The organism is Fusibacillus kribbianus, from assembly GCF_030053595.1.
Taxonomy (GTDB): Bacteria; Bacillota; Clostridia; order Lachnospirales; family Lachnospiraceae; genus Lientehia; species Lientehia kribbiana.
Map to the genome: position 1 here is coordinate 29,298 of NZ_JASGBQ010000021.1, position 24,598 is coordinate 53,895.

The following is a 24,598-nucleotide window of genomic DNA, read 5'->3' on the forward strand; positions in this document are numbered from 1 at the left end:
AAACGCTCCTTTATTCCCCCAGCCCATTCTTCACAATGGTGACCATGGCTCTCAGAGCCTCTTCCTCGTCGGGTCCGTCGCAGATAAACTCCAGTTCATCCCCGGATTTGATGCAGGCTCCCAGTACGCTGAGCACGCTCTTTGCATTTGCTGTAATATTTTCAAAGCGAAATGTGATAGAGGAAGTGTAATTCATTGCTTCCTTGCACAACATCCCTGCCGGACGCAGATGCAGACCGGTGGGATTTTTGATAACCACCTTCTCGCTAACCATATCCATTCCTCCCTTTTCTCTTCCCTATTCCTCCGCCGCTGCGGATGTGCTGCCTTCCGATCCGGAAGAGCTCCTCTCCCCGGTCGGATCCGTCTCGCTCTTCACCGATGTGACGATCAGATGCACATTGGCTGCTGATGACTTATAGAAGCTGCTGTATTCCTCCGGAAGCTCCACCACCGGTTTACAGCTGTAGGTACCCGGCTCCGTGTAACCGGCCACTTCCAGAAATACGGAAATATCCCGGTTTTTCACTCTGTCCAGATCCTCCTCCAGCCCCTCCAGAGTAACGGTCACCATATCATCCTCACCGAGCTGATAAACAAACTCATCCGATGCTCCAAGAAGCTCCACCTGATCCCTGCCGATGTAGAAGCTCTTCTGTGCCAGCTTATCCACCTGGTACGTCACCTCAATGGTCGTGGGCTGTCCTTCCGCAACCTCCAGTCCCTTCGGCAGATATTCCCCGATTTCATAAGTTTTTACTACATTTCCGGCGGCTCCGGTCAGATCCTCCTCAATGGACAGTTTATCAAAATCGGCGATCAGTGCCTTGGCTCCTGTGACATAAATCGTCTGAGGCTCACAGGTATAGGTGATATATTTATACCCCTCTGCCACCTCATCCTGCCCTGTCACCCGGACATCCACACTGATCTGGTTTGTTTTCACAACGCCAAGAGTTACCTCTGCCTCAGTTACATTCATGGAAATGCGCGAATCGGACATATCCAGTTCGTTTTTGCTGTTTTCATCGGTATACAGCTTCACCGTGCCGGTCTGCCGGCGGCTGTCGGTGACCCCTGTCACATCAACCTTGATTCCTGCGTGGTCAATGATCGCCATCACCGATTCCGGAGCAGTTACCCAGACAGAATGAGGCGATACGGAGGTCTCGCTGAAGGTATAGCTTTCTTCCAGCTCACCGCCGTGAATCACCTGGATCTCAAACTCCTTCGTCTGCATGGCTTCCACGTCGACCCGGATACTCCTGGTGATCTGGGTCCAGGAACGGATCAGATTCTTATTGTTCACCACTTCTATATTGACAGCCACGGAACCGGTAGCTCCGTAAATCTCATTCATATCAATCGTTGCCTGAAAATCCTCCGCTGAAATTTTCCTTCTGTCCGTTCTTTTCGCTGTGACCTCGACGCTGACGGTCTGGCCATCCGGAAAATCATAGGTCAGGTTGTTATCCGTAATTGCCGCTTTTTCGTTGAGAACCCGAACAGGAATCCCGCTTATGGTAAAGGTATCTGTCGGATTGTCAATATTAATGATCACCACCCAGAGAATCACGGCAGCGATGACGGAAACAATTTTCAGAAGCAGATTATTTGTCAGCCTTTTTTTCATTTCTCTGCCATCCTTTCAAAAGCTTCAGCTTACGGCTGCCGGAACCCTCATTTTCTGAGATGAGCTTCTTAAGTTCCTCCTTGAGCGTATCCGGAGTAAGACCGCGCTGCAGACTTCCCTCGAATGCCACCGATACGCTTCCGGTCTCCTCCGAAACGATCACGGTAATGCTGTCGCTGGCCTCACTGACTCCCACTGCTGCCCGATGCCTCGTTCCCAGATCCTTGCTGATCTCCATATTGTCGGAAAGAGGCAGATAGCAGGTAGCTGCCGTCACACGATTTCCGCGCACGATCACAGCGCCGTCATGAAGCGGCGTGTTGTGCTCAAAAATATTCAAAAGAAGCTGGCTGGTCACCACGCCGTCCACCACGATCCCCGTCCGCTCATACTCGGCCAGAGGGGTTTTCCGCTCGATGACGATCAGTGCTCCTGTCTTTGCCTTACTCATCTCAAAGGTTGCCTTAACGATCTCATTCATGGTTTTGTTGGAGAACCTGTCCTCCATGACCTTCCCATTGTCAGAGATCAGAAATCCCAGCACCCGGTTCCTGCCCAGCTGCTCCAGCGCCTTCCGAAGCTCCGGCTGAAAAATGATCACAACCGCTATGATGCCCACATTGATGGTCCGCTCCGCCAGCCACAGGATCGTATTCATACGGAATATATACGCCAGCAGGATAAATGCAAGCAGGACAAGTATTCCCCTCAAAAGCACCCAGGCCCTTGTGTTTTTGATCCAGAGCATGATATTATACAGGATCACCGCTATAATAATCATCTCAATGATATCGGTGATTCTGATGTCAGGAATGCTGTTGGAAAGATAAGATTTTACGATATCAAACATCTTCGTTATGATCTGCATCCTGTACTTCTCCGTCCTCCATCAGTTTCTCTGTTTCATCTCCATGCTGCAGACGAAGGGTCTCCTCCTCCGCAGCCACGGCTTCCTCCTGCCCGGAATCCGGCTGATTCTCCGGCTGTGGATCCGACTGTGAATCCGGCTGTCTTTCCCGGAACAGTTCCCTGGTCTCCTCCAGATCCTTGCCCGCGGTCAGAATCTCCGCCGTATTTCCAAGCTCCCTTCTCAGGGTAAAAAGCTCCTCCTCAACGGCCTTGTCGTCAGGAGTGTTGGAATTGATTTTAGTCACGGTCACCTCCGGCTGGGTCACAGCCACCTTCGGCACCGCCTTCACATAGTAATAATAATCGTCGTCCTCAAACTGCACATATTCTGTCCGCGAATAATCCAGGTGAAACACAAAAAACTCCAGCACCAGACTGCAGCCGGCAGCGCAGACGGCACTCACAATGACCGTAACCACCGGGAAGGTCACGTCCAGCACAAAAACACCTACAAAAATCAGCACAATATTGGTCACGGTTCCCGCCACGATGGCGATTTCCCAGGAATGACTGACGGACAGCCGCCGGATCACATAGGCCACCAGGAGAGCCGCACAGCAGGCCGCAACCATCACCCACATCTGCCGGTTTCCCAGAATCCCGTCGATCATCTGCGTATACCGTCCCGGCATGGAAAGGGATCCGTTGCTGGCCAAAAGCCCTACATTATCCCGGACAAACTTCAGCATATAATAAATGATCACGCCAAAGCTGACCGGTATCACACCGAAAGCCGTACCCACAAGTCCCAGTATCATCGGAACCACCAATGGCAGCCGGCATACAAACAGCAGCGGAATCAGCACCAGCAGAATGCTGTTTCCCGGCTGAAATACATAATAAAGGCAGAAAAACAGCAGAAATACTGCCGCCACCACGAAAAAGACCTCCAGGGACACGGCGTACATCTGGGCCAGTACATAAACGCTCACCACAACCACGGTCACCCCATTGGGTAAAAACGCACAGGCCGCGGCAAGCAGCACGGCAAGCCAGCTTTTGTTGAGCTTCTCCATATAGCCGATAGTCCTGTTCACAGCAAAAAAGGCAGCGAAGGCCAAAAGGAACTTAAATACTCTCATCACGATCCCGCCGTAACGGGCATATAACTTTTTTATCCGCTCACGCAGAACCAGAAGGGTCGTCATCCTCATATTCCTCCGATTCTCTCCATACCTTCACAGTTTCCTGCTCGTACAGATGATTGATTTTCTTCAGGATCGCCTGGTAACTCTTTACCTGTTCCCGTGCTTTCTGATATTTTCTCCGGAAAATGAAATATGCCGCCACCAGAAAACACGCCAGCAGGCATGCAAGAGTGATCCCGGCCCGGACAGCCATCTGCGCCAGCTCGCTGACCTGCTTCGTGGTCATAAGGGGTTCCGCATTGTAAAGGACCCACATGAGGACCAGCAGCCCATAGCCGAAAATAAAACAGATCGCTGCCCGGATCATTTCATAACTGATATAGTCGTTTCTGTAAAACCGGTTCAGCTTCAGTGCTTTTCTCTCTTCCTTCACCCGAAAGATCTCTGCTTTTGTCATCAGCTTTGTACGTTCTGCGTTTACCATTCTTCTCACCCCTGTCCGGACACACTGCTTTATAATAGTATAGCATACGAAGCAGAAAATTTCGAGAAAATATTATTATTTTTCTCGAAAGAGTAAAACAACCGGAAACAGGACTACGGCTGCAGATCCAGTTTGCCCCGCTGCAGCCGTACAATCCAGGGCAGATTAATAATCTACAGAGCAGCAGCTCCCCTTTTGCCCGAAAACAGAAAGCGGGCCCAAAGGACCCGCATCCGTGATGCAATTGAAGCCGGCATAGATCTGCTCCTTTGTATTTTTTTCTAATCAATTCAATTATACCAAGGGATTGGCTTCTATGCCATTTTCATTGCCTGCATTATTGAGTTTTCAAGGTTCAACACACCGTTCTAGTGTGGATAGTTTTAATAATCATAAAACTCTTCGTTCAGTAAAATAACATTATTTGAAAGCCTTATCTCTTCCGTGCCTTCTTTTTCATTCCCACAAAGACTGCCCCTGCCGCCGCTGCTCCTGCTGCTGCCAGCAGACCCAGCCACAGAGCGGTCTGACTGTTGTCCCCGGTATTCGGTCCTTTTCCGCCGGAAACGGTTCCCGGATTGTTCGCAGCCGGTTTGTTTCCTGAAGCAGAATTCCCCGAAGCCTGCGTGGGTTCTGCAGCCGTCGTGGGCTTCGTATCCTCTGTAGGATCTGTTTCCTCTGACGGGTCTGTTTCTTCCGGTGTCACATCGCTCTGTCTGAAGTCACATTCATACACAGCCAGTGTTCCGGATACCTCGCAGGCTGCCAGCAGAAGCGGCTTTTCGTTCACATTGCTCTGGGCGGGGATAAAGCACAGTCCCTCCGGAGAAACGTCACCCTGGATCTCTGCAGCAAATTCCCGGGAATTGATGTAGTTGACAAACACCGTATTGCCGGGGTCGGTAATATCGTAGACCATCACGCCGCCGATCCGCTCCAGGGCGATGAAGGCAAAGATCCTGCCGTTCACATTTCCGGTGACAACGCTCTCCGGCTCAGGTCCCTTCTTTCCGGAGCGGTTGTCAAGGGTGATCTTGTCGTTGGAGGTATTGAAATACTCCGGAAGCACCTCTGCGGTGATCTCCTCAAATCCGCTTCCGCTGTCATAGACAAGCTCCAGGCCGTTTCCGGTCACTTCATAGATGGAGAAGGAACGTCCGCCGAACACATAATCCTTTTCGCTGTCCAGTCCATCCCACATATCCGCATTGAACCAGACGACCTTTTCATCCAGGGCAACATTGCCTGTAGGAGAGATCTTTCCTTCATACTCATTGTCCAGTCCTGCCCAGTCAGCGCGGCTGTCGCCCTCATTGGCGGTGAGCAGATAGATTTTTCCGCCGATGGAGGTCACAGAGATTCCGTCAGGCATTTTAATGCCGAGGACATTTTCATAGGTTTTCAATTCGGTAATGCCGTTTTTCTGAAGATCGACCTTTGTCGTGCCGTAATCCTGGAAGCCGAGAGGATAAACCCCGGTAAAGCTTCCGGATGCGATGTCCAGAACGGCGATGGCATTTGCCTCCTGTAAAGACACATATGCGGTGCCGCCGGAGACTGCAATATATTCCGGTTCAAAGTCTGTGGAAGGTAAGGTATTTTTCTGTACAAGCACGCCTGCCCCCACAAGCGACTCCCGTTTTGCGTCGAAGCTGTCAAAATACACAAAATTTGCAGTGAGCGTGTCTTCGCTGCCGATGGTCACGACGGTTACAGAGCCCTTCGGATCGCTGCCGTTTACGCCCTCTCTCGGCTCTCCCTCATCCGCAGTGAGGATCGTATTGGCATCCGCAAAGGTCAGCATATCCGGCTGTACGCCTACTCTGACACAGGAAAGCAGCTCTAACGATCCGTCTTCCCTGCAGGAGAACAGTGCCACAGCTCCTGCATCCGCGTAATTTTCAGCCTGAACGGCCACCGCAAGTCTGCTTCCATCAGGCGATACTGCCACAGAAGTCATGTCGCCGTAAGGGAACTCCTTCATCATCGATTTCACATCATATTCTGTTCCGGACAGAGCAACTGCCGTTTCCCCGGAAAGCCCGCCGTTCAGATCAACCGCGATCAGCTTTCCCTTGATGCCGCTGACTGCGTAGGCATAGCCGTTGGCAGAATTGTAGGTGACGATCTCCAGGCTTCCGCCGTCGCCGTTCATGGCGTCGGAATTGTATCGGCCTCCCAGCTCCAGATTAAGAGAACCGCTCTCATTATAATATCCCTTTACACGGACATTGTCTGTCACAACCGGGGTATAGGAAGGTTCAGATGCAATTGTGTGAACACTGCCGTACTGGCCCTTGCTGTTTCTCGGTGCATTTGCAGCCACATAGGCATCATCCACCGTAACTGATTCCTTTTCCCAGACAACCAGGCCGAACTCTCCATGGTCGTTTCGTTTCAGGGACTTTTGCTTGGAGATCTTAGTCTCCGCACTGGTTCCGGCTGTGACGGAGTCAATTTCCGTCTCACCGTTCATGAGCCGAATCGTATAACTCTTGTTGTCAATTGTCCAGTCACAGTCCATATCTGCCTCCGGCAGATCATAGGTCAGGTATTCGTCCGAGGTGCTCTCCGCTGCCCCGACGATCAGATAAGAGCCCTTTGCAGGGATCGTGCCGCTGAGTTCCAGCGTTTTGTCTCCGTTTACAAGACTGTAGCCGGTCAGATCTACGTCGGCACTGCCGGGATTGTACAGTTCAATAAAGCTGTTGGAAACAGGAGTCTCTCCTTTTCCGCCTCCACCATAGACCTGATCGATCAGGAGGCTGTCATTTTTTTCCTCTGCACTCCGAAGGATGGTAAAGGAATCCACCTCACTCATATCACTGGTGCGGTAAGTCGTGATCTTAAAGGAATTCTCAGTTACCTCCACATTGGAAATATTGGGAATCTTTTCCTGGCTCTGTACCGCCGCATAGTCAAAGGTCTCGCTTTTAATATTGTAGAACTTGCTTCCGCTGGCGGAATTGACTGTCACATAGAGAATTCCGTCAGGATCCGTCACGGTGGATTCTACGGTATCTGTCACCTCCGCTGTCAGACCGTCCATCATATAACTTCTCACATAGACATGATCGTGGCCCATGAGCACCACATCCACATCCAGCTCCTTGAACACGGGAACAAGATCATTCCGTCGCTGAAGGATATCACTTTCAGAAGCATGGTTTGCAACACTGAAAATCGAGTGATGGAATACAACCACCTTCCAGTCCACATTCTTATTGGCATCGATGGCTTCCTTCATAAAGGCCTTGTGTTCCGCAGTGCTCAGATTATTGGAATTGAGATTCATAAACAGTACATTGTTGTAAACGTACCAGTAATCGCTTCCTGCCGCGGAAGCTCCGTAAGCCGTTACATTTGGATTGTTAAAATGCTGGCTGTAAGAGTTGCTTCCGGAATCATGGTTTCCTACGACAGTTCCCACAGGAAGACCGGTGAGTACCGAATGCTCCAGGTATCCGGCATACTGCGCCTCATTATTAGCTGTATTGACCTGATCGCCGGCACTGATAAGAAAGCTGGCATCCGGAAATGCTGCCGCAGCCTTATTGAGTGTATCCTCCCAGCCGTTTGTATCTGAAGACACATTGCCGCTGGCGCCGATCTGGGGATCGCCGGCCAGAAGGAAGCTGAAGGAATCAGTGCCGCCTGTTTTGAAGCTGTATACATCAGAGACTGTCTCTCCGTTTACCAGACGGTACACATACTCGGTATTGGCTGCCAGTCCGGTAAGGACAGCCTGATTGCTGTAGAAGCCGCTGTCATTGGCTGCTGCAGCTGTGGCTTCCGCTTCCGAACAGGTCTCCGGGAAGGTATCCCCCGACTTGGGTGCATACTGTACCTTTCCCGCTGCCTCGCTGTTGACATACCAGGTCAGATTTCTGGATGAAGCATCTGCCCCCACTGTCAGAGAAACTGCCTTCTGTATCAGAGCATCCGGCTGTGCCCCAACCTTTTCCTGAAGCTTCAGGGAAGACATCTCAAAATAAATATCGGAGCTTGACTCTCTGCCCTGATGAAGCTCCACTGCCAGTACGTTTTCTCCCGCCTTCAAAGCATCCGTTTCTGCGGTAAAGTTCACTTCAATAGGAGTTCCCGCATTGGAGCCTCCGTAGGACAGATTGCTTCCAAAACCGCCTGCCGGCTCATCAAAGGCTGCGATCCTTGTACCATTCAGATAAACGATCACGGCATCATCATATTTCAGGGTACCCGCCAGCTCCATATTCTCCGGAATGCTGTCCAGAGTGAAGCTGGTACGGAAAAAGAAAGCCGGAATATCTGAGGTTCCGGAAATATACTGGTTTAACAGCACCGTCGGTATATTGTTATTGCCCAGATCTGCAATGGCTCCATTTTTGGCTCCAAACCTGGCCACTGTGCTTCCATTGGTTTTCCAGGTGCTGTCATCATAGCCCTCCAGAGTCCAGCTGGTACGCTCTCCGGTGCCCGCCGGATCCGAATTGTTGTCCAGATATTTCCAGACAGTATTCAGATTGATCAGTTCTTCGCCCTCTCCCTGCGCGTTCGCCTCCAGACGGGAAGCGGGTGCTCCCAGAAAACCGCTGAGGACCAGGGTCATTGCCAAAAATGCCGCCAGGCATTTTTTCAATTTTTTCATGTCATTTTTCCTCCTCTTTCAGTAGTTTCTTTTTTTTATAAAAAAACCATAGCCGACCGCGTTTACCGCTGCGCTGATCGGTACAGTCAGAATAACCGCCGCACTCCCGGAAAGCCCCTGAGAAAGCTCCAGTGCCAAAAAATTGGAGGACAGAAGCTGATGATACTGTACTCCGTAAGAGATAAAGATCAAAAGTGTGGCAAGGGAGCTGCCTGCAAAAGCAAGAATCAGGGTATTTGTCATGGTTCCCGTCATATCCCTTCCGATCCTCATGCCGGAACGAAAAAGCTCCCGTCCGGAAAGTCCCGGATTTAATGAGGCGATTTCTCCCAGAGAGGCTCCCATGGATACAGCCACGTCCATGACTGCCCCCATGGCCGAAACGATCACGCCGGAATAGAGAACGCTGTTGAGCCTGAGGCCTTCTGCCTGGGCAATGAGCACCAGTGCATCTCCCTCATCCATGCTGCAGCCATTGAGCCTTAAAACAAAAGTACAGAGCCGGTAGACGGCTCCCGCCGACAGGCTGCCGAGAATGGCGCTGATCACATTGAAGCCCGTCTTTTTTGTAAAGCCGCCGATACAGAAGCAGGTGACGGCACAGGAGGCTGTGACGGTGACTGCCGCCGCTCCCATCCCGCTGCCCCGATACAGTCCGGGGAGCAGAAAGCAGACGATCATCGCTGCGGTAAACAGAAGGCCCACACAGCTTAACAGGCCCTGTTTCCTTCCCACAAGCACTGCCAGCAGCAAAAATCCCCCGACAAGGAGCCAGATTCCCATACTTCGGTCATAATTATATACGGTATAATAAGGCTCTGCGTTTTTCGGTTCATCGGCACAGATGATCAGCCGGCTTCCCTCCCGGGCAATTACGGGATGCTGCACCGTCACATAATTCTCCAGCTCCAGCTCCTGCCCTTTTTTGTCTCCCTCGAGAAGCTGTATACGCAGCTTCTGATAACCGGTCACATATTCTCCGCCGGCGCTGCCTGCCGTGAGCTCCTGCTCCAAAACCTCCACCGTTCTGGCTTTCACATAATGTATGGGATCCGTCTCATACCTTTGGTACCGAAAATCCTGTCTTCCGAAGCTCCACAGCAAAAGCCCTGTTACAAACAGAATCATTGCCGTGCAGACTGCCTCCATAATCTTCTTCATCTGTTATCCATCCTTTTCGTATCTATTAAACCATGGGAAAAACCTCCCTTCTATCAGAGCATTTGAAAATCCGGGTAATATTAAAGATAGAAAAATATAGAAAAAGGCTTCTGCAATCAGTTTTTTGTAAAATTGGGACAAAAAAAGAAGGAGCGCTGCACAATTGTGCAGCACTCCCGTTCTCTTTCATTAAAAAATCACCGTATGGCGTCCTTCATGGATTTCACATAGGCTCCCACGTATGGCGGAGCTTCCTTTCCGTATTTCTCCAGAAGCTTGACAATGGCCGATCCCACAATAGCTCCGTCGGAAAGGGCTGCCATGTTCTTTGCCTGCTCCGGCGTGGAGATTCCAAAGCCGATAGCACAGGGAATATCCGTATTCCGGCGGACCACCTCCATGATGGAGGCCAGATCCGTTTTGATCTCGCTTCTTGTTCCCGTCACTCCCAGGCTGGAGACCACATACAGAAAACCCTCCGCCTCCTTTGCGATCATGGCGATCCTGTTTTCGGAGGTGGGTGCGATGAGGGAGATCAGATCCACGTCGTATTTGCGGCACAGCGGAAGAAATTCTTCCTTTTCCTCAAAGGGCAGATCCGGCAGGATCAGCCCATCGATCCCGATTTCCTGACAGGTTTTTATAAACCGCTCCGCGCCGTAGGAAAACACCACATTGGCGTAAGTCATAAAGACCATAGGTACCGTCACGTCACGGCGAAGCTCCTTAACAAAGGCGAAAATCCTGTCCGTGGTGACGCCGCCCTGCAAAGCCCGGAGATTGGCCCCCTGGATCACAGGCCCCTCCGCCGTGGGATCGGAAAAGGGAATGCCCAGCTCAATGAGGTCCGCACCGTTTTCCACCGCTGCGCGTACAGCCGAAGCCGTGGTCTCAAGATCCGGATCTCCGCATGTGATAAAGGCGATGAATGCCTTTCCGTTCTCAAATGCCTTTCCTATTTTACTCATGGATATCCCCTCCTCTGTATCTGGCAATGGCTGCACAATCCTTATCGCCTCTGCCAGAAATGGTGATCACAATAATCTGGTCCTTGTCCATCTTCGGCGCGATCTTCATGGCATGGGCAACTGCATGGGCTGATTCGATGGCCGGAATGATTCCCTCTGTCTTTGCCAGATATTCAAAGGCACACACGGCCTCCTCGTCTGTGACCGGTACGTATTCCGCCCTTCCCGTGTCATGGAGATGGGCGTGCTCCGGACCGATGCCGGGGTAATCAAGGCCAGCCGAAATAGAATAAACCGGCGCGATCTGGCCGTATTCATCCTGACAGAAATAGGATTTCATGCCGTGGAAAATGCCGACTCTTCCTGTATTGACGGTCGCGGCAGTCTCAAAGGTGTCGATGCCCCGTCCTGCAGCCTCGCAGCCGATGAGCCTTACCCCTTCGTCCTCAATAAAATGGTAAAAGCTTCCGATGGCGTTGGAGCCGCCGCCCACGCAGGCGATCACTGCGTCAGGCAGTCGTCCCTCCTTTTCCATAAGCTGCTCCTTGATCTCCTTGGAAATGACCGACTGGAAATCCCGCACAATGGTCGGGAAGGGATGGGGTCCCATGACTGAGCCAAGGCAGTAATGAGTATCGTCGATGCGGGAGGTCCATTCGCGCATAGCCTCGGAAACTGCATCCTTAAGCGTAGCCGTTCCCGTTTTCACCGGAATGACCTCGGCGCCCAAAAGCCGCATACGGTAAACATTGAGAGCCTGGCGGATGGTATCCTCCTCTCCCATGAACACCACGCACTCCATGCCCATCAGGGCTGCTGCCGTTGCCGTGGCCACCCCGTGCTGACCGGCTCCTGTTTCCGCGATGAGCCTGGTTTTTCCCATTTTCTTTGCCAGCAGGGCCTGGCCCAGCACATTGTTGATCTTGTGGGCGCCGGTGTGGTTTAAATCCTCTCTCTTGAGGTAGATTTTTGCTCCGCCCAGATCCTTCGTCATCTTCTCCGCATAATAAAGTCTGGAGGGTCTGCCGGCATAGTCGTTGAAGAGCTGCGTAAGCTCCCGGTTGAACTCCTCGTCCTCCTTAAAATGATTGTAGGCTTCCTCCAGCTCGATCACTGCATTCATCAGCGTTTCCGGAATGTACTGGCCGCCGTGAATGCCAAAACGTCCTTTTGGATTCGTCATCTTGTCTCTCTCCTCCCGCTTCGTACTATCGTTACAAACTGCCTCATTTTCTCCCTGTCCTTCACGCCATCGGTCTCGATTCCGGAGCTCACGTCCACCGCGTAGGGATGAAACCGCTCCACCGCTTCCGCCACGTTTCCGATATCAAGTCCGCCTGCAAAGAAATAAGGCCTTTTTATCTGTTTTAAAAAATCCCAGTCAAAAACTGTCCCGGTGCCTCCCCGGCCGGAATCCAACAGGATATAATCCGCCGTGCTTTCCTGAGCCTGCATGACTGCCTGGGCGGAATCCACCGAAAAAGCCTGGATAAGCGGCTTTTTGGTCAGCTGCCGCAGGCGTTTTATATAGGTTTCCGTTTCGTTTCCGTGGAGCTGGGCCAGATCAATGATCCCTTCGTTTAAAAGCTCTGCAACCCGCTCCGGGTCTTCGTTCACAAATACGCCGACTGCCAGGATCGCAGGATCCAGCGCCTGCCTGAGCCCGGCCGCCTGCTCCGGTGTCACATACCGGCGGCTCTTCGCCGCAAAGACGAAGCCGATGTATTCCGGTTTCAGCTCATTGGCAGCCTCCATGTCACAGAGCCTCGTGAGGCCGCAGAGCTTGATCCCCGTCATAGGCTCCCCTTAAGCTCTGCAAGCTTTTTCTTTTTATCTTCGGCTCTCATCAGGGTTTCCCCGATGAGGACTGCATTGGCTCCCATTTCCCGAAGGCGTTTCACATCCTCGCCGGTTTTCACACCGCTCTCCGACACAAACAGCACCTCCGGCGGAATCAGCTCCCGGAGTCTTCTGCTGTTTTCCGTATCCACCGTAAAATCCTTCAGGTTCCGGTTATTGACGCCGATGATGCGCGCCCCCGCACGGAGAGCCTTTAAAGCCTCTGCCTCGTCGTGGGCCTCCACCAGAGCCGACAGGCCAAGCTCATCGCAGATATTGCCGTATTCCCGAAGCTGCTCTTCGCTCAGAATCGCACAGATGAGAAGCACTGCCGAAGCCCCAAGGCATTTTGCCTCGTAGATCATATACTCATCCACCGTAAAATCCTTTCGAAGGCAGGGAATAGAAACAGTGGCTGCGATCTCCTTCAGGTATTCATCCTTTCCGAGAAACCATTTGGGCTCCGTCAGTACGGAAATGGCATCCGCCCCCGCCGCCTCGTATTCCTCTGCAATGATAAGATAAGGAAAATCCGGTGCGATCAGGCCTTTGGACGGCGATGCCTTCTTGCATTCACAGATGAAGGACATGCCCGGCTTTTTTAACGCCTGCTCAAAGGAAAAGCTTCCCTTCGGAAGACCCAGGGCCTGTCTTCTCATTTCCTCGAAAGACATCTTCTTTTTTGCCTCCAGGACCCGCTCCTTTGCGTATCCGGCAAGCTGATCCAATATGGTCATGCCTGTACCTCCGCGCGGTTGCTGACCTCTATGAGCTTTTTCAGGGTTTCAAGGGCTTTTCCCGAATCGATCAGCTCCCCGGCAAGGGCGACGCCGTCCTTCATGGTTTCCGCCTTTCCGGCGATGTAAAGGGCTGCGCCGGCGTTCATAAGCACTGCGTCCCGCTTATGGCCCCGTTCTCCGCCCAGGATCGCCAGCGTGATCTTCGCATTCTCCTCCGGTGTTCCGCCGACAAGCTCTGACTTTTCGCACCGTTCAAGGCCAAAATCCTCCGGGGTGATCACGTAGGATTTAAACCAGCCGTCCTTGAACTCGCAGACGGTAGTGGGCGCGCTCACAGAGATCTCATCCAGCTTATCCTGTCCGTAGACCACCATGCCCCGCTTCACCCCCAGATTGATGAGGACCTGGGCAAGAGGCTCCACCAGGTAATCATCATAGACGCCGAGGAGCTGCATGCTGGGGCTTCCCGGGTTGGTGAGCGGCCCGAGGATATTGAACACGGTGCGGAAGCCCAGCTCCTTCCGGATCGGTCCCACATATTTCATGGAGGTGTGATACTCCTGAGCAAAGAAGAAGCACATGCCCACCTCCTTCAGAAGCTCGATGCATTTCTCCGGACTCTGCCGGATGTTGACCCCCAGGGCCTCCAGACAGTCGGCCGTACCGCACTGGGAGGAAGCCGCCCGGTTTCCGTGCTTTGCCACCTTCATGCCGCCTGCGGCACAGACAAGGGCTGAGGTGGTGGAAATGTTAAAGCTTCGGGCATTGTCGCCGCCCGTTCCCACGATCTCAAACAGATCCATATCGGTCTCCACCCTTGTGTCATGGGCTCTCATGGCGGCAGCACAGCCGGCGATCTCGTCTGTCGTCTCCGCCCTTGCACTTTTGGTGGAAAGAGCCGCAAGAAAGGCTGCGTTCTGGGTCGGCGTGGTTTCCCCGTTCATGATCTCATTCATCACACAGTAGGCCTCATCGTAGGTGAGATCCTGTTTATTCACGATTTTTACAATTGCTTCCTTAATCATGGCTGTATCTCCTCACTTCAGATTGATAAAATTTGCAAGCATCTGCTTTCCGTCCGGTGTCATGATGGATTCCGGATGGAACTGGACGCCGTAAATGGGATATTCTCTGTGCTGCACTGCCATCACCTCGCCGTCCTCTGTAGAAGCCGTTACCTTCAGACAGTCGGGAATGGTAGCCGCATCCGCCGCCAGGGAATGATACCGGGCCACCGGGGCTGTCTCCGGGCATCCGCGAAAGAGCGGGCATTCCCTGTCAAAGTGCACCTGCGACTGCTTGCCGTGCATCAGCCTCTTCGCATAGGTAACCGTTGCCCCAAAGGCCGCGCAGATGGCCTGATGGCCCAGGCATACTCCCAGGATGGGAATTTCCTTTCCCAGGCTTTTTGCTGCCTCCACGATAACGCCCGCATCCTCGGGCCGCCCGGGGCCGGGGGAAAGAATGATCCGGTCCGGCGCAAGCTTTCTTATCTCCTCCACCGTCAGTTCATCGTTCCGTATGACCCGGATATCCGGCTCCAGCTCGCCGATGAGCTGATACAGATTATAGGAAAAGCTGTCATAATTATCTATGAGCAAAATCATAAATCCGCCTCCTCTGCAAGCTTCAGCGCGCTGACAACAGCCTTCGCCTTGTTGATGCACTCCTCATATTCCTTTTCCGGAACAGAGTCGGCAACGATGCCCGCCCCGCTCCTGACAAATACTTTTCCGTCCTTTTTGTAGGCAATGCGGATCGCAATGCAGGTATCCATATTTCCGGTGAAATCAATGTATCCGATAGCTCCTCCGTAGATTCCCCGCTTGTTGTTTTCCAGCTCCCCGATGAGCTGGCAGGCCCGGAGCTTCGGCGCTCCGGAAAGTGTTCCCGCCGGAAGGACTGCCTCCACTGCATCCAGGGCATCTGCATCCTCCCGGATCTCGCCTCTTACGGTGGAACCAATGTGCATCACGTGGGAAAAGCGGACTACCGTATGCAGCTTTTCCACCTGGACCGTGCCGAACCGGCTGATCTTTCCCAGATCATTTCTTCCCAGGTCCACCAGCATGTTGTGCTCGGCTAGCTCTTTTTCGTCCGCGAGGAGTCCCCGCTCCAGCTCCTGATCCTCCTCCTCGGAGCTGCCCCTCGGCCTTGTACCCGCCAGCGGGAAGGTGTGGAGCACTCCGTTTTCCAGCCGGACCAGCGTTTCCGGCGACGCTCCCGCCACCTCCACATCGGTCCCGAAAAAATAAAACATATAGGGGGACGGGTTCACAGTCCGCAAAATCCGGTAGGTGTTTAAAAGACTTCCCTCGAATGGAGCTTCCAGCCGATTGGAAAGGACGATCTGGAAAATGTCTCCTTCCCGGATATAGTGCTTCGCCTTTTCCACCATGGCGCAGTAGGTTTCCCGGTCAAATAACGGTGTCACCTCACCAGTGAGATGGCCGCCAGGCTCATGCTTCTGTTCCCCGTTCCGCAGAAGGCTGCAAAGCTGTGTAAGCTCCATCACCGCCTTGTTGTATGCCGTCTCCGGATCATCCAGAGGCATATTGACAATGAGGACGATCTTCTGTCTGAGGCTGTCAAAGGCGATGACCTTGTCAAAAAGCATCAGATCCACGTCCCGGAATCCCTCCGTATCCTGTACCTCTCTCCGGACCGACGGCTCGCTGTAGGTGAGATAATCGTAGGAAAAATATCCCACAAGCCCTCCGGTAAAGGGAGGAAGATACGGAAAACGGGGGCTCTTGTAATCGGCAAGGATCTGACGGAGGACCTCCGACGGATCTTCCGTTTTGATTCTGACGCTTCCTGCCTTCAGCTCCCCATTCATACAGGTGATCTCCAGCTTCGGATCAAAGCCCAGGAAGGTGTAGCGCCCCCATTTTTCCTTCTGTTCGGCCGACTCCAGCATATAACAGTGGGTCGACACATTTTTCAGTATTTTCAGTGCTTCCATAGGAGTACAGATATCGGCCAGGATCTCGCAGCTCACCGGCAGGACCCGATACTGCCCCGAGGCGGCGATCCTTCTGACCTCTTCTATGTCCGGCAAAATCTTCATAACCTTTTCCTCCTGCGAAATTGTGCTTCTGCCAAAAACAAAAACGCCCCTGACAGAATGATCTCTTCTGTCAAGGACGAATAAAAACTCATTATCCGCGGTGCCACCTTGATTCATGGCCATGACAGCCATGCCCTTGTCAGGATACCAGCATATCCCCGGCAACTGACGTATGCCAACACGTTGCAGAATACTCGGCACATCTGTTTATGCCTTTGACTGCACCCTCAGCGGCCCATTTGACGACTTGTTTCCTGCCCGACTCTCAGCATCGCGGACTCTCTGTGAAGGCATCATCGCCGTTACCACCGCTTCAACGGTTTACCACTGCGAAGTATAGCACAATTTTTTTACCCTGTCAAGACGCAGCTCCAGAAAATCTGTTCTGTTAAATCCGCTCCGTTAAATCTGCTCCATTGAACCCCCACCCGAAACATGGTATGATAGAGTTATCTATCGGCGAGGTGATTTCCATGAAAATTTCAACAAAAGGACGTTATGCCCTGCGTATGCTCCTCGATCTGGCAGCCCATCAGGACGGCGGTTATATCGCCCTCAAGGATATTGCACGGCGCCAGGACATTTCTAAAAAATATCTGGAACAGATCATTCCTACCCTGAACAAAGCGGATATCCTGCAGGCAAGCCGCGGCTTTCAGGGCGGCTACCGGCTGGCCAAAAGCCCTGACAGCTATACGGTGGGCGAGATCCTCCGGCTGACGGAGGGCGGTCTTTCTCCGGTAACCTGCCTGGAGCAGATGCCCAACAAATGTGTACGCTGCAGCGAATGCTCCACCCTGCCCGTCTGGCAGGGCCTTTCCCGGGTGATCAACGAATACCTGGACGGGATCACTCTGCAGGATCTTCTTGACCAGCAGGCCGGGCAGGACCCGGGCGCCTGCGGTTTATAGCCGTTTTCTGTCGAAGCAGAGTACGGAGAACAGAAGAAACAGAGCAGTCATGGCACAGGCGATAATCACGTTTTTAAAATAATCCGCCGGCACGGTGTGTCCCTGCAGCAGGGACATGCCGTCCATAAGCCTGGCCGGAAGCCATCTGCCAGGCGCCGGAAGCATTCCCAGTACATAAATGCCCAGGGCTGCGGCTCCTGTCCCGAAAAGGACCTGGGTGCCGGTCCTTGCCGCTGTGGAAAGGAACAGAAGAATTCCAAGGACCCACAGGCCAAACAGCCAGAAGCAGACTGCTCCGAAAAGAAGGTGGGACGCAATTCCATTCCCCCAGAAATACTCATTGTAAGCGAAAGTGATTCCAAAACTCAGAAAATATCCGGCTGTCCACAGGCCCATGATCATCAGGGCCTTTGCGGCCACGATCTTTCTCCGGGAAAGCCCTCTGGTGACCACCGGGATCAAGGTTCCCTTCTGATATTCTCCGGTGAAGCTGCCGCTTACGAGCAGTACAAAAATAATGAGCGCCAGAGGGATATTCTTATAAAACTGACTCCAGGAGGTCATGGCGTTCACCTCTACCGCCGTCATGACAAAACCTGCGTCTCTGAGAGATTCCGACATCACCTTCATCATCCAGGGCGTCAGCCTGGCGATGGCAGGATTCATGATTCCAAACAGGCCAAAGATAAGAAGCAGCAGAAACCCCCGACCGGTCCGTATCGTCTCCATCCATTCTTTCTTGAGAAATGCCTTCATTTGCCGATCACCTCCATAAAAAGCTCCTCCAGACTCATTTCTCTCCGCTCCATCCGGCGCAGAGAAAGCCTCCGGTCCGCCAGAAACCGAAGCACCTCCGGAAGCGCTTCCGATTTTTCCAGCAAAAGTCCGTTACTCCCGAGGGGCTTCAGAAACGGAAAGGCTGCTTTCAGCTCTTTGCAGTCCTCCGGCCGCTCCAGTTCCAACTCCATGGCCGCCTCCTCCCGGATCCTTCGGATCTCCTCCAAAGAACCCTGCAGTGCAATTTTCCCCTCATGAAGGAATGCCATTTCATCGCAGATATGCTCCACGTCCGAAAGAATGTGTGTAGAAAACAGTACCGTGGTCTGTTCCCTGGCCGCCGTCAGAATATCGAGAAGCTCCTTTCTTCCCGCCGGATCCAGCGCGGAAGTGGGTTCGTCACAGATCAGCAGCTTCGGCCTGTTGAAAAGGGCCTGCGCGATACCGAGCCGCTGCTTCATACCGCGTGAAAAGCCCCTGATCCGCCGTCTTTCTCCTTCCAGACCTACCAGGCTCAAAAGCTCGCTGGTCCTGTGTTTGATTTCCCCGGAAGCCATCCCGTTTATCTCCCCGCAGAAGGTCAGATATTCGGCAGGCGTCATATAGGGATAAAATTCCGGCACATCCGGCAGATAACCGATCAGCCGGTTTGTCCTTGTATTTCCATAGCGGACCGGCTCGCCGCCGACGGTGATCTCCCCGCCGTCACAGGCCAGAAGTCCCAGTATCAGCTTCATGGAGGTGGTCTTTCCGGCGCCGTTTTGTCCCACAAAGCCAAACACCGTATGCTCCGGCACACAGAAGCTCACATCCAGAAGCACCTGTTTTTCCCCAAATCGTTTCTTTACATGGTTCAGTGCAAGCATCTCCATATCAGCTGTCCTCTTTTCCCAGAAGAAAATATAACACAGGCCCGATGAATTCCATTCCGACGATGGCGATTACCAGCCAGAGCGCCCGGCTTCCTCTTTTATAGGTGCTGTGCGTCAGAATATGATGGATGGTGTAAGCCAGCAGTGCCAGCTCCAGAACAATCAACGGAATCACAAACGGTAACATTTCTTTCAGTTCAGCCATGATAATCTCCTCCCACGATTCTTTCATAAATTTTCCGATACTCTTCGGTTTCTTTTATAGTTGAAAAAGCCGGATGGGCCAGAGCCGCCCGGACATTCTGTCCGATAAAGGACTTATCCCGCGGCATCTGATCTCCCAGCGGCAGCTTTTCGATCCATTCCTCCAGCCGGTCAAAATACCGGTCTCCATGGAGGATCAGATCCCCATGAAGGATCCTCTCTACCCCTTCCGCAAATGCTGAAAGCTCCCTGAGGGCCAGCTCCTGCTTTCCGTTTTCTCCATACACAACAGCCGCCTGATAGTGGAACTGACTCGCCAGATTCGGATGAAGTGCTTCTCCCTGATACAGCTCCAGGAGCCCCTCCGTCCTCCGGATGGTCTCCTCACACCGCTCCGGCTCGTTTTTGAAAAGCTCCAGATACTGGATCGCAATGCTGACCAGACTCACCAAATGAATATACAGACGGATCTGGGCAAGACTTCTGGCTTTTTCCGTTTCTCCCGCCAGCTGATATGCCTGGATGAGAAGGTCGTCATTCTGATCGGAAAGCCGGCCCGGATCGGTGATGGGTTCCAGGATCTCCACGGCCTTTGCCGCCTCCCCCTGCTGGATCTTAAGGATTGCCTGAAATGCAATGGCGTCGCTGCAGATACTCACATCGCTGCACCGCCTGATGATCCGCTCACACAGATCTTCCGTCTCTTTAAGGAGAGCTCTGCAGGCCTCCTCCGACCCTGCCAGCATAAAATGGTTGAGATACAGCACGCAGACCTGGAGCAAAAAGGGATAACAGGAATAATAGCGGCGGACAAGGGTTCTCGTTTTCTCCAGAACCTCTTGAAAGGGACACTCTGCAAAATCTCTGCATAATTCTGCGTAACAGCGCCGGATCTGTTCCTTTGACATCTGTGCCTCATAGCCGATAAGCTCATCCACGGTGACGCCGAAAAAGGAGGCCAGCTGAGGCAGTAAAAGCAGGTCCGGCACGCTCTGCCTGTTCTCCCACTTGGATACGGCAGCCTTCGTCACTCCGATAAAATCGGCCAGCTCCTCCTGGGTGATCTTCCGTTCCCGCCGCAGGCGCAGCAGATTCTCTGACAAATTCAGATTGTTCATATTCTCCCTCCTTCTGCCTTCATTGTAACAGGAGAACCGGCTGAAAAGCAATGGACAGGCTCGATACTTCAGGAAATAAAATCAACTGTCAGGAAACTTTCTGAACGATGAACAGGAAAAAAGAGAAGTACAAAGAACGAATGTCCCTGTACTTCTCCCTCCTCTATTTCAACTATTTTCCGGCCTTTTCAAACACATATTCCCGATCGGTGGAAAGTGCTTCCCGGAATACATATCCCAGACGGTCAAAGTTCTTCAGTTCCTCCACATTCCGGACAGACTTTTCCGCCATAAAACGGACCATTTCTCCCCGGGCCATCTTGGCATAGGTGCCCTTCGTCACCAGCTTTCCTCCGAATTTCTCACAAAAGCTGACCGTGAGGAATACATCCTCCGGTTGCAGATACTTCTCGATACATTTCGAGTATTCCTTGGAAGCCAGGTTGACAATGACGCCGTCATCATCCCTGACTGACTGATAAAGGCGGTCTCCCCAGAATTCATAGAGATTTTTATGGCCGTCGATCTGTGCCTTTGCCTGCATTTCCAGGCGATATGGCGTGACCCCGTCCATGGGCTTTAAACAGCCGTAAAATGCTGACAAAATCCGCAAATGGTCCTGAATATAGGAAAGCTGGCTTTCTTCAAAGACCGAAGGCGCCATATACTGATAAACGATCCCTTCATAAGTAAGGATGGCCGGTGTCAGATTCGTTCTGAGGTCCATGTCCTCCAGGCGGGCGAAGTTTTCTGCCGCAATTTTGTCGTTGCATCCCCACAGCGTCTGCAGTTCTTCGTGGGACCGAGACTTCAGCCACTGCAGAATGATCTCTGTTTCAGCCAGAAATTCCGGCAGGCCCTCTGTGGGAAGAAGGTCTGTCTCTCGATTCATTTTCTTCGCCGGAGATAAAATGATCTTCATTCCAGAGCCCCCAGCATATTCTCCGCATCGACGGCAGCCTTCACTTTGTCATTGGCCATCACGATCACGCCGTTCTCGTCGATCAGATAGGTAGTGCGCACGACGCCCATGGAAACCTTGCCGTAATTTTTCTTTTCCTTCCAGACATCGTACGCCTCGATCACCTGGCGTTCCGGATCAGACAGTATTGTGATGGACAGGTTCTGCTTTTCCTCAAACCGCTTATGGCTTGCAACGGAATCCCGGCTGATCCCCAGCACCACAGCTCCTTTTTCCTCGATCTGCGGAAGCAGCACCGAATATCCGCAGGCCTGCTTTGTACAGCCCGGGGTATTGTCCTTGGGGTAAAAGTATAAGATTACCTTTTTCCCCCTGTAATCCTTTAAGCTGTGATTCTTCCCATCCTGATCCGGAAGAGTAAATTCCGGTGCCTGTGTACCAATTTCCAGCATAAATTTGTTCCTCCCGTCCGCCTTGTTTTAAACAGAACTTCTGTTTTTAATATTGTAATGCAAAATGACCAGTATAACAACAAAAAAGCGAAAAATGAAGCCGGGTTTTGTCCCATCAGAAAGCCTGCCACAGTCTCACCACATTACATTCCAGTGCCGCCGACAGCCAGGAGAGAGAATTTTTTCCTGTTCTGTTGGCGACTGATGAGAAAAATCCGGAAATTCCGCGGCAAAGCTCCTGCAGCATTCCGCTTCCGTTCCTGTCCAAAATCATCCATCCGATAACAAAAGCCACCAGAATCATCCCCATGACAGCAAACCATTTCTTCATATTCGTCACTCCCGTTCGTTTTTGATAGGACAATTATAATGCCGCCCGGGTGTGTGCCGATAGATGAATTTTATAGGTTAATGTGTTCATTTTTCAGGCCCTGTTATGTCGCTGCCTCTTTGATATAATCGTCAGCAGAAACCCAAATAATATTTCTGCCGTTGGCATAAAGTTTGAAAAGGCACTGTGGATCTGTATCAATGTTTCTACAGCTTTGACTGTCCGGAGGTGTCTCAGACCACAGCTTTTCGTTAATGACTGTTGAGTACAACCCCATCCAAAAGGATTTTACCACTCCTCATCTTCCATGGCATCATCCACACCTGCCGCATAGTCATCATCGCTCCAGTAGCGATCCCAGTCGTAATCATCGTCCTCATAAATCGCATTGTAACCATCATCATAAGAATCAACAGAACTGTAATTCTTCTTTGAAGTACTACTGCCGGAGCTTTTAGTACTACTGCCGGAGCTTTTAGAGCTTCCGCTGTACGAGGTGCGGCTCTTATACCTGTAAATGCTGTTATCATGTAAGAAACAGTAACCGCCTCCTTCCCTTACATCGTTGTTGCACCCGCTCTTAATACATTTTGGTGTACCCAGATCGATCATCCAGCCAATAAAAAGTAAAATACCAAGTGTGCAAAGAATTGCCATTGTTAGCATCGGGCTAAATCAACCATATTTCATCGGGTTAATTTAACCAATTCTCATCAGATTAAAATAACCAACGCATCAGATTCAATTAGTTTAATCCTTTCGTGTTACGCCCGGCTTGGGTCTGCCGGTTTCTATTGCTATTGTTTCCAGACGTTTTCCTCTGTAGCTGTTCCCTTTCATCATGAAGACAGTTGCATCGTCAAAGATTCGATCAAGGGCACACAGAAGTGAGGAGTCTTCACCGAAGAATTCGCCCCATTTGTTCGGACTCATGTTGCTTGTGAAGATCATGGTATTAGGACCTTCTTTGTTATAGCGTCGGTCCACCATATCGAAAAACATCCGCGTAGATTCTTTGTTGAAGACACACCGGCCAATCTCATCGATGATCAGACAGGACGGCTTTACCAAAGCACTGATCGTAGAACTTTCGCGGCCATATTTTACTGCATCTGTCAGACGCTGGTTCAGTTCGGTTGCTTTCAAAAAATAAGTCTTTAATCCATGTATGCAGCACTCTCTTCCATATGCCATAGCCAGATGAGTTTTTCCAACACCCTGTGGTCCGATAAATGCTAGGTTTCGTCCCGCATTTACTGCTGTCAGAGAGGGCAGGTTTCTTAATGCTTCTATCTGCTTTCCCTGGACAAGACTAAAATCGAAGCTGTCAAACGTCTTCGGTTCTTTTAACGGAAGCCTACTCATCTTAAGAAGCGTATTTCTGATTGTCTCTTCCTTTTGATTGCGCAGGTGGGCAAACACAAGCGCTACTGCTTCCAGCTGTTCCGGACTCATTGCTTCTGAATCAAGAAGTTCCATAAGTCCATTGGTATAAGCATTGATCTTAAGAGAGTCGATGTCTGCGCTGATCCTTGAAAATACATCATTCATCCCACAGACCCTCCCCAAAATCAAACTTGGAAAAGCCGGAGTCCCGTATGGTCTCCTCATTCATTGTCCTCCTTTTTTTGATGCGTTGGGTAACATCAGTTTAGGACAAAAAAGGCACTTAGCAATGACTTTTTGGTTATTTTAATCCGATGACAATTGGCGATTTTAACCCGATGAAAAATGGTTAATATCACCCGATGCTAACACCATTCCTGTACTCACGCCATTTGAATTTCTATTCATAACCGCTTCCTCCGTCGACTTCATCTCATCCTTATTTACATATGATAAGCCAGAATACCATTCCAATTAATAAGATTACTCCGAGTAACTCATTGACAGCATAGCCGATAATAAGAGCAAAGATATAGAAGAGCCAAACCTTTCCGCCTGAACCACCTGAGCTGCCTCTTGAACCGGAGGAATAACCTCCTGGTCCGTCTGTTCCGTCATATATACAATCATTATAATGCCATCCGTCACTTCCGCCACAATCCGGGCAATGTCCTCTGTCTTCACTCATATCGTCTTCCTCCTTTTCCGAAAATCATATATTTCTATCCTTGAGAAAACTTTTATAGCTCTCCATCGTTTCTGCACTCTCGATAATACGGACACATCAAACAACACTGACCACATTTTTTCTTCTCCATTCTCTTTTTTCTCTTAAGCCAAAAAATAAATCTGCCCATTTGATTACTCCCATGTTTTTGTTGTTCATCTTTCTATTACCTTTTCTTAATTCTACTTTATCCAAAATGCTGTCCCTTAAAAACACCACCATTTTTCTGTCATTTGTCATTTGTCATTTGTTCATTTTGTAGAATGAATTCCTTATTTCCAGTCAAACCATTATTTTTTCTCTTGGACTGGAAGTAAGTCTTGCACAAACTCTTTATTTGATTCATGATGATGCTGGTTATCTGTCTGCCAGAAAGGAA

26 protein-coding genes are annotated in these 24,598 nt (G+C 51.3%); 1 reads left to right on the forward strand and 25 read right to left on the reverse strand.

Annotated features, from left to right (window positions below; translation table 11 throughout):
* Nucleotides 1–10: 10 nt before the first annotated feature.
* From QJ036_RS10585 to QJ036_RS10650, 14 genes are all read right to left on the reverse strand, one after another.
* Nucleotides 11–274: an HPr family phosphocarrier protein gene (locus QJ036_RS10585; RefSeq protein ID WP_283231353.1), complete on the reverse strand. Its 264-nt coding sequence runs from the start codon at nucleotides 272–274 to the stop codon at nucleotides 11–13.
* A gap of 24 nt (nucleotides 275–298) precedes the next feature.
* Nucleotides 299–1,633 (reverse strand): CdaR family protein, encoded by a 1,335-nt coding sequence (locus QJ036_RS10590; RefSeq protein ID WP_283231354.1) that lies wholly within the window; start codon nucleotides 1,631–1,633, stop codon nucleotides 299–301.
* On the reverse strand, nucleotides 1,611–2,501 hold the full coding sequence (gene cdaA / locus QJ036_RS10595) for a diadenylate cyclase CdaA (RefSeq protein ID WP_283231355.1): 891 nt from the start codon (nucleotides 2,499–2,501) through the stop codon (nucleotides 1,611–1,613). The genes QJ036_RS10590 and cdaA overlap by 23 nt, the downstream gene beginning before the upstream one ends.
* Nucleotides 2,476–3,696: an ABC transporter permease gene (locus QJ036_RS10600; RefSeq protein WP_283231356.1), complete on the reverse strand. Its 1,221-nt coding sequence runs from the start codon at nucleotides 3,694–3,696 to the stop codon at nucleotides 2,476–2,478. Before QJ036_RS10600 ends, cdaA begins: the two co-directional genes overlap by 26 nt.
* A complete protein-coding gene (locus QJ036_RS10605) occupies nucleotides 3,665–4,114 on the reverse strand; it encodes a hypothetical protein (RefSeq protein WP_283231357.1) in 450 nt (149 codons plus the stop codon). Before QJ036_RS10605 ends, QJ036_RS10600 begins: the two co-directional genes overlap by 32 nt.
* 433 nt (nucleotides 4,115–4,547) lie before the next feature.
* Nucleotides 4,548–8,741 carry a choice-of-anchor I family protein gene (locus QJ036_RS10610; RefSeq protein WP_283231358.1) on the reverse strand — a complete coding sequence of 1,398 codons (4,194 nt, stop codon included), beginning with the start codon at nucleotides 8,739–8,741 and terminating at the stop codon, nucleotides 4,548–4,550.
* Nucleotides 8,742–8,759: 18 nt separating this feature from the next.
* Nucleotides 8,760–9,902: a YibE/F family protein gene (locus QJ036_RS10615; protein WP_283231359.1), complete on the reverse strand. Its 1,143-nt coding sequence runs from the start codon at nucleotides 9,900–9,902 to the stop codon at nucleotides 8,760–8,762.
* Nucleotides 9,903–10,099: 197 nt separating this feature from the next.
* Nucleotides 10,100–10,870 carry a tryptophan synthase subunit alpha gene (gene trpA, locus QJ036_RS10620; protein WP_283231360.1) on the reverse strand — a complete coding sequence of 257 codons (771 nt, stop codon included), beginning with the start codon at nucleotides 10,868–10,870 and terminating at the stop codon, nucleotides 10,100–10,102.
* Entirely contained in the window at nucleotides 10,863–12,053 is a 1,191-nt protein-coding gene (gene trpB / locus QJ036_RS10625; protein ID WP_283231361.1) for a tryptophan synthase subunit beta, read from the reverse strand. The genes trpA and trpB overlap by 8 nt, the downstream gene beginning before the upstream one ends.
* Nucleotides 12,050–12,667, reverse strand: coding sequence for a phosphoribosylanthranilate isomerase (locus tag QJ036_RS10630; RefSeq protein WP_283231362.1), 618 nt, complete (start codon nucleotides 12,665–12,667; stop codon nucleotides 12,050–12,052). Before QJ036_RS10630 ends, trpB begins: the two co-directional genes overlap by 4 nt.
* Nucleotides 12,664–13,446 (reverse strand): indole-3-glycerol phosphate synthase TrpC, encoded by a 783-nt coding sequence (trpC, locus tag QJ036_RS10635; protein WP_283231363.1) that lies wholly within the window; start codon nucleotides 13,444–13,446, stop codon nucleotides 12,664–12,666. Before trpC ends, QJ036_RS10630 begins: the two co-directional genes overlap by 4 nt.
* Nucleotides 13,443–14,474 (reverse strand): anthranilate phosphoribosyltransferase, encoded by a 1,032-nt coding sequence (gene trpD, locus QJ036_RS10640; protein WP_283231364.1) that lies wholly within the window; start codon nucleotides 14,472–14,474, stop codon nucleotides 13,443–13,445. The genes trpC and trpD overlap by 4 nt, the downstream gene beginning before the upstream one ends.
* Before the next feature lie 12 nt (nucleotides 14,475–14,486).
* Complete coding sequence (locus tag QJ036_RS10645; protein ID WP_283231365.1) at nucleotides 14,487–15,056, reverse strand: anthranilate synthase component II; 570 nt, start codon at nucleotides 15,054–15,056, stop codon at nucleotides 14,487–14,489.
* Complete coding sequence (locus tag QJ036_RS10650) at nucleotides 15,053–16,519, reverse strand: anthranilate synthase component I family protein (RefSeq protein ID WP_283231366.1); 1,467 nt, start codon at nucleotides 16,517–16,519, stop codon at nucleotides 15,053–15,055. The genes QJ036_RS10645 and QJ036_RS10650 overlap by 4 nt, the downstream gene beginning before the upstream one ends.
* Before the next feature lie 473 nt (nucleotides 16,520–16,992).
* On the opposite strand from QJ036_RS10650, the gene QJ036_RS10655 reads away from it, so the two are divergent.
* Nucleotides 16,993–17,430: an RrF2 family transcriptional regulator gene (locus QJ036_RS10655; protein ID WP_283231367.1), complete on the forward strand. Its 438-nt coding sequence runs from the start codon at nucleotides 16,993–16,995 to the stop codon at nucleotides 17,428–17,430.
* On the opposite strand, the gene QJ036_RS10660 is transcribed toward QJ036_RS10655, so the two are convergent.
* The 11 genes from QJ036_RS10660 to QJ036_RS10710 all read right to left on the reverse strand — a co-directional run bounded on the left by QJ036_RS10660 (nucleotide 17,425) and on the right by QJ036_RS10710 (nucleotide 24,459).
* Nucleotides 17,425–18,186 carry an ABC transporter permease gene (locus QJ036_RS10660; RefSeq protein WP_283231368.1) on the reverse strand — a complete coding sequence of 254 codons (762 nt, stop codon included), beginning with the start codon at nucleotides 18,184–18,186 and terminating at the stop codon, nucleotides 17,425–17,427. The two genes, QJ036_RS10655 and QJ036_RS10660, sit on opposite strands and share 6 nt — an antisense overlap.
* Nucleotides 18,183–19,079, reverse strand: coding sequence for an ABC transporter ATP-binding protein (locus QJ036_RS10665; RefSeq protein WP_283231369.1), 897 nt, complete (start codon nucleotides 19,077–19,079; stop codon nucleotides 18,183–18,185). Before QJ036_RS10665 ends, QJ036_RS10660 begins: the two co-directional genes overlap by 4 nt.
* A gap of 1 nt (nucleotide 19,080) precedes the next feature.
* The gene (locus QJ036_RS10670; protein WP_283231370.1) at nucleotides 19,081–19,284 is read right to left on the reverse strand and encodes a PLDc N-terminal domain-containing protein; all 204 of its coding nucleotides are present in this window, start codon (nucleotides 19,282–19,284) and stop codon (nucleotides 19,081–19,083) included.
* Entirely contained in the window at nucleotides 19,277–20,401 is a 1,125-nt protein-coding gene (locus QJ036_RS10675; protein ID WP_283231371.1) for a helix-turn-helix domain-containing protein, read from the reverse strand. Before QJ036_RS10675 ends, QJ036_RS10670 begins: the two co-directional genes overlap by 8 nt.
* 172 nt (nucleotides 20,402–20,573) lie before the next feature.
* Nucleotides 20,574–21,323 (reverse strand): peroxide stress protein YaaA, encoded by a 750-nt coding sequence (yaaA, locus tag QJ036_RS10680; protein WP_283231372.1) that lies wholly within the window; start codon nucleotides 21,321–21,323, stop codon nucleotides 20,574–20,576.
* On the reverse strand, nucleotides 21,320–21,775 hold the full coding sequence (gene bcp / locus QJ036_RS10685) for a thioredoxin-dependent thiol peroxidase (RefSeq protein ID WP_283231373.1): 456 nt from the start codon (nucleotides 21,773–21,775) through the stop codon (nucleotides 21,320–21,322). Before bcp ends, yaaA begins: the two co-directional genes overlap by 4 nt.
* A 115-nt stretch (nucleotides 21,776–21,890) precedes the next feature.
* Nucleotides 21,891–22,106 (reverse strand): hypothetical protein, encoded by a 216-nt coding sequence (locus QJ036_RS10690; protein WP_283231374.1) that lies wholly within the window; start codon nucleotides 22,104–22,106, stop codon nucleotides 21,891–21,893.
* 288 nt (nucleotides 22,107–22,394) lie between these two features.
* A complete protein-coding gene (locus QJ036_RS10695; protein WP_283231375.1) occupies nucleotides 22,395–22,763 on the reverse strand; it encodes a hypothetical protein in 369 nt (122 codons plus the stop codon).
* 93 nt (nucleotides 22,764–22,856) lie between these two features.
* On the reverse strand, nucleotides 22,857–23,657 hold the full coding sequence (locus QJ036_RS10700) for an ATP-binding protein (protein WP_283231376.1): 801 nt from the start codon (nucleotides 23,655–23,657) through the stop codon (nucleotides 22,857–22,859).
* 274 nt (nucleotides 23,658–23,931) lie between these two features.
* Nucleotides 23,932–24,180 carry a hypothetical protein gene (locus tag QJ036_RS10705; protein ID WP_283231377.1) on the reverse strand — a complete coding sequence of 83 codons (249 nt, stop codon included), beginning with the start codon at nucleotides 24,178–24,180 and terminating at the stop codon, nucleotides 23,932–23,934.
* Between the two features lie 96 nt (nucleotides 24,181–24,276).
* Nucleotides 24,277–24,459: a hypothetical protein gene (locus QJ036_RS10710; RefSeq protein WP_283231378.1), complete on the reverse strand. Its 183-nt coding sequence runs from the start codon at nucleotides 24,457–24,459 to the stop codon at nucleotides 24,277–24,279.
* Between the last annotated feature and the right edge of the window lie 139 nt (nucleotides 24,460–24,598).

What these genes read in the sequence shown, in the direction of transcription:
- QJ036_RS10605 (WP_283231357.1), bottom strand. Translation starts at nt 4,114, where the DNA reads ATGGTAAACGCAGAACGTACAAAGCTGATGACAAAAGCAGAGATCTTT.
- QJ036_RS10630 (WP_283231362.1), bottom strand. Translation starts at nt 12,667, where the DNA reads ATGACGGGGATCAAGCTCTGCGGCCTCACGAGGCTCTGTGACATGGAG.
- QJ036_RS10710 (WP_283231378.1), bottom strand. Translation starts at nt 24,459, where the DNA reads ATGACAAATGACAGAAAAATGGTGGTGTTTTTAAGGGACAGCATTTTG.
- trpA (WP_283231360.1), bottom strand. Translation starts at nt 10,870, where the DNA reads ATGAGTAAAATAGGAAAGGCATTTGAGAACGGAAAGGCATTCATCGCC.
- QJ036_RS10675 (WP_283231371.1), bottom strand. Translation starts at nt 20,401, where the DNA reads ATGAACAATCTGAATTTGTCAGAGAATCTGCTGCGCCTGCGGCGGGAA.
- QJ036_RS10665 (WP_283231369.1), bottom strand. Translation starts at nt 19,079, where the DNA reads ATGGAGATGCTTGCACTGAACCATGTAAAGAAACGATTTGGGGAAAAA.
- trpD (WP_283231364.1), bottom strand. Translation starts at nt 14,474, where the DNA reads ATGATTAAGGAAGCAATTGTAAAAATCGTGAATAAACAGGATCTCACC.
- yaaA (WP_283231372.1), bottom strand. Translation starts at nt 21,323, where the DNA reads ATGAAGATCATTTTATCTCCGGCGAAGAAAATGAATCGAGAGACAGAC.
- QJ036_RS10660 (WP_283231368.1), bottom strand. Translation starts at nt 18,186, where the DNA reads ATGAAGGCATTTCTCAAGAAAGAATGGATGGAGACGATACGGACCGGT.
- QJ036_RS10645 (WP_283231365.1), bottom strand. Translation starts at nt 15,056, where the DNA reads ATGATTTTGCTCATAGATAATTATGACAGCTTTTCCTATAATCTGTAT.
- QJ036_RS10690 (WP_283231374.1), bottom strand. Translation starts at nt 22,106, where the DNA reads ATGAAGAAATGGTTTGCTGTCATGGGGATGATTCTGGTGGCTTTTGTT.
- QJ036_RS10615 (WP_283231359.1), bottom strand. Translation starts at nt 9,902, where the DNA reads ATGAAGAAGATTATGGAGGCAGTCTGCACGGCAATGATTCTGTTTGTA.
- QJ036_RS10650 (WP_283231366.1), bottom strand. Translation starts at nt 16,519, where the DNA reads ATGAAGATTTTGCCGGACATAGAAGAGGTCAGAAGGATCGCCGCCTCG.
- QJ036_RS10585 (WP_283231353.1), bottom strand. Translation starts at nt 274, where the DNA reads ATGGTTAGCGAGAAGGTGGTTATCAAAAATCCCACCGGTCTGCATCTG.
- QJ036_RS10610 (WP_283231358.1), bottom strand. Translation starts at nt 8,741, where the DNA reads ATGAAAAAATTGAAAAAATGCCTGGCGGCATTTTTGGCAATGACCCTG.
- bcp (WP_283231373.1), bottom strand. Translation starts at nt 21,775, where the DNA reads ATGCTGGAAATTGGTACACAGGCACCGGAATTTACTCTTCCGGATCAG.
- cdaA (WP_283231355.1), bottom strand. Translation starts at nt 2,501, where the DNA reads ATGCAGATCATAACGAAGATGTTTGATATCGTAAAATCTTATCTTTCC.
- QJ036_RS10670 (WP_283231370.1), bottom strand. Translation starts at nt 19,284, where the DNA reads ATGGCTGAACTGAAAGAAATGTTACCGTTTGTGATTCCGTTGATTGTT.
- QJ036_RS10700 (WP_283231376.1), bottom strand. Translation starts at nt 23,657, where the DNA reads ATGAATGATGTATTTTCAAGGATCAGCGCAGACATCGACTCTCTTAAG.
- QJ036_RS10655 (WP_283231367.1), top strand. Translation starts at nt 16,993, where the DNA reads ATGAAAATTTCAACAAAAGGACGTTATGCCCTGCGTATGCTCCTCGAT.
- trpB (WP_283231361.1), bottom strand. Translation starts at nt 12,053, where the DNA reads ATGACGAATCCAAAAGGACGTTTTGGCATTCACGGCGGCCAGTACATT.
- QJ036_RS10600 (WP_283231356.1), bottom strand. Translation starts at nt 3,696, where the DNA reads ATGAGGATGACGACCCTTCTGGTTCTGCGTGAGCGGATAAAAAAGTTA.
- QJ036_RS10695 (WP_283231375.1), bottom strand. Translation starts at nt 22,763, where the DNA reads ATGGCAATTCTTTGCACACTTGGTATTTTACTTTTTATTGGCTGGATG.
- QJ036_RS10590 (WP_283231354.1), bottom strand. Translation starts at nt 1,633, where the DNA reads ATGAAAAAAAGGCTGACAAATAATCTGCTTCTGAAAATTGTTTCCGTC.
- trpC (WP_283231363.1), bottom strand. Translation starts at nt 13,446, where the DNA reads ATGACCATATTGGATCAGCTTGCCGGATACGCAAAGGAGCGGGTCCTG.
- QJ036_RS10705 (WP_283231377.1), bottom strand. Translation starts at nt 24,180, where the DNA reads ATGAGTGAAGACAGAGGACATTGCCCGGATTGTGGCGGAAGTGACGGA.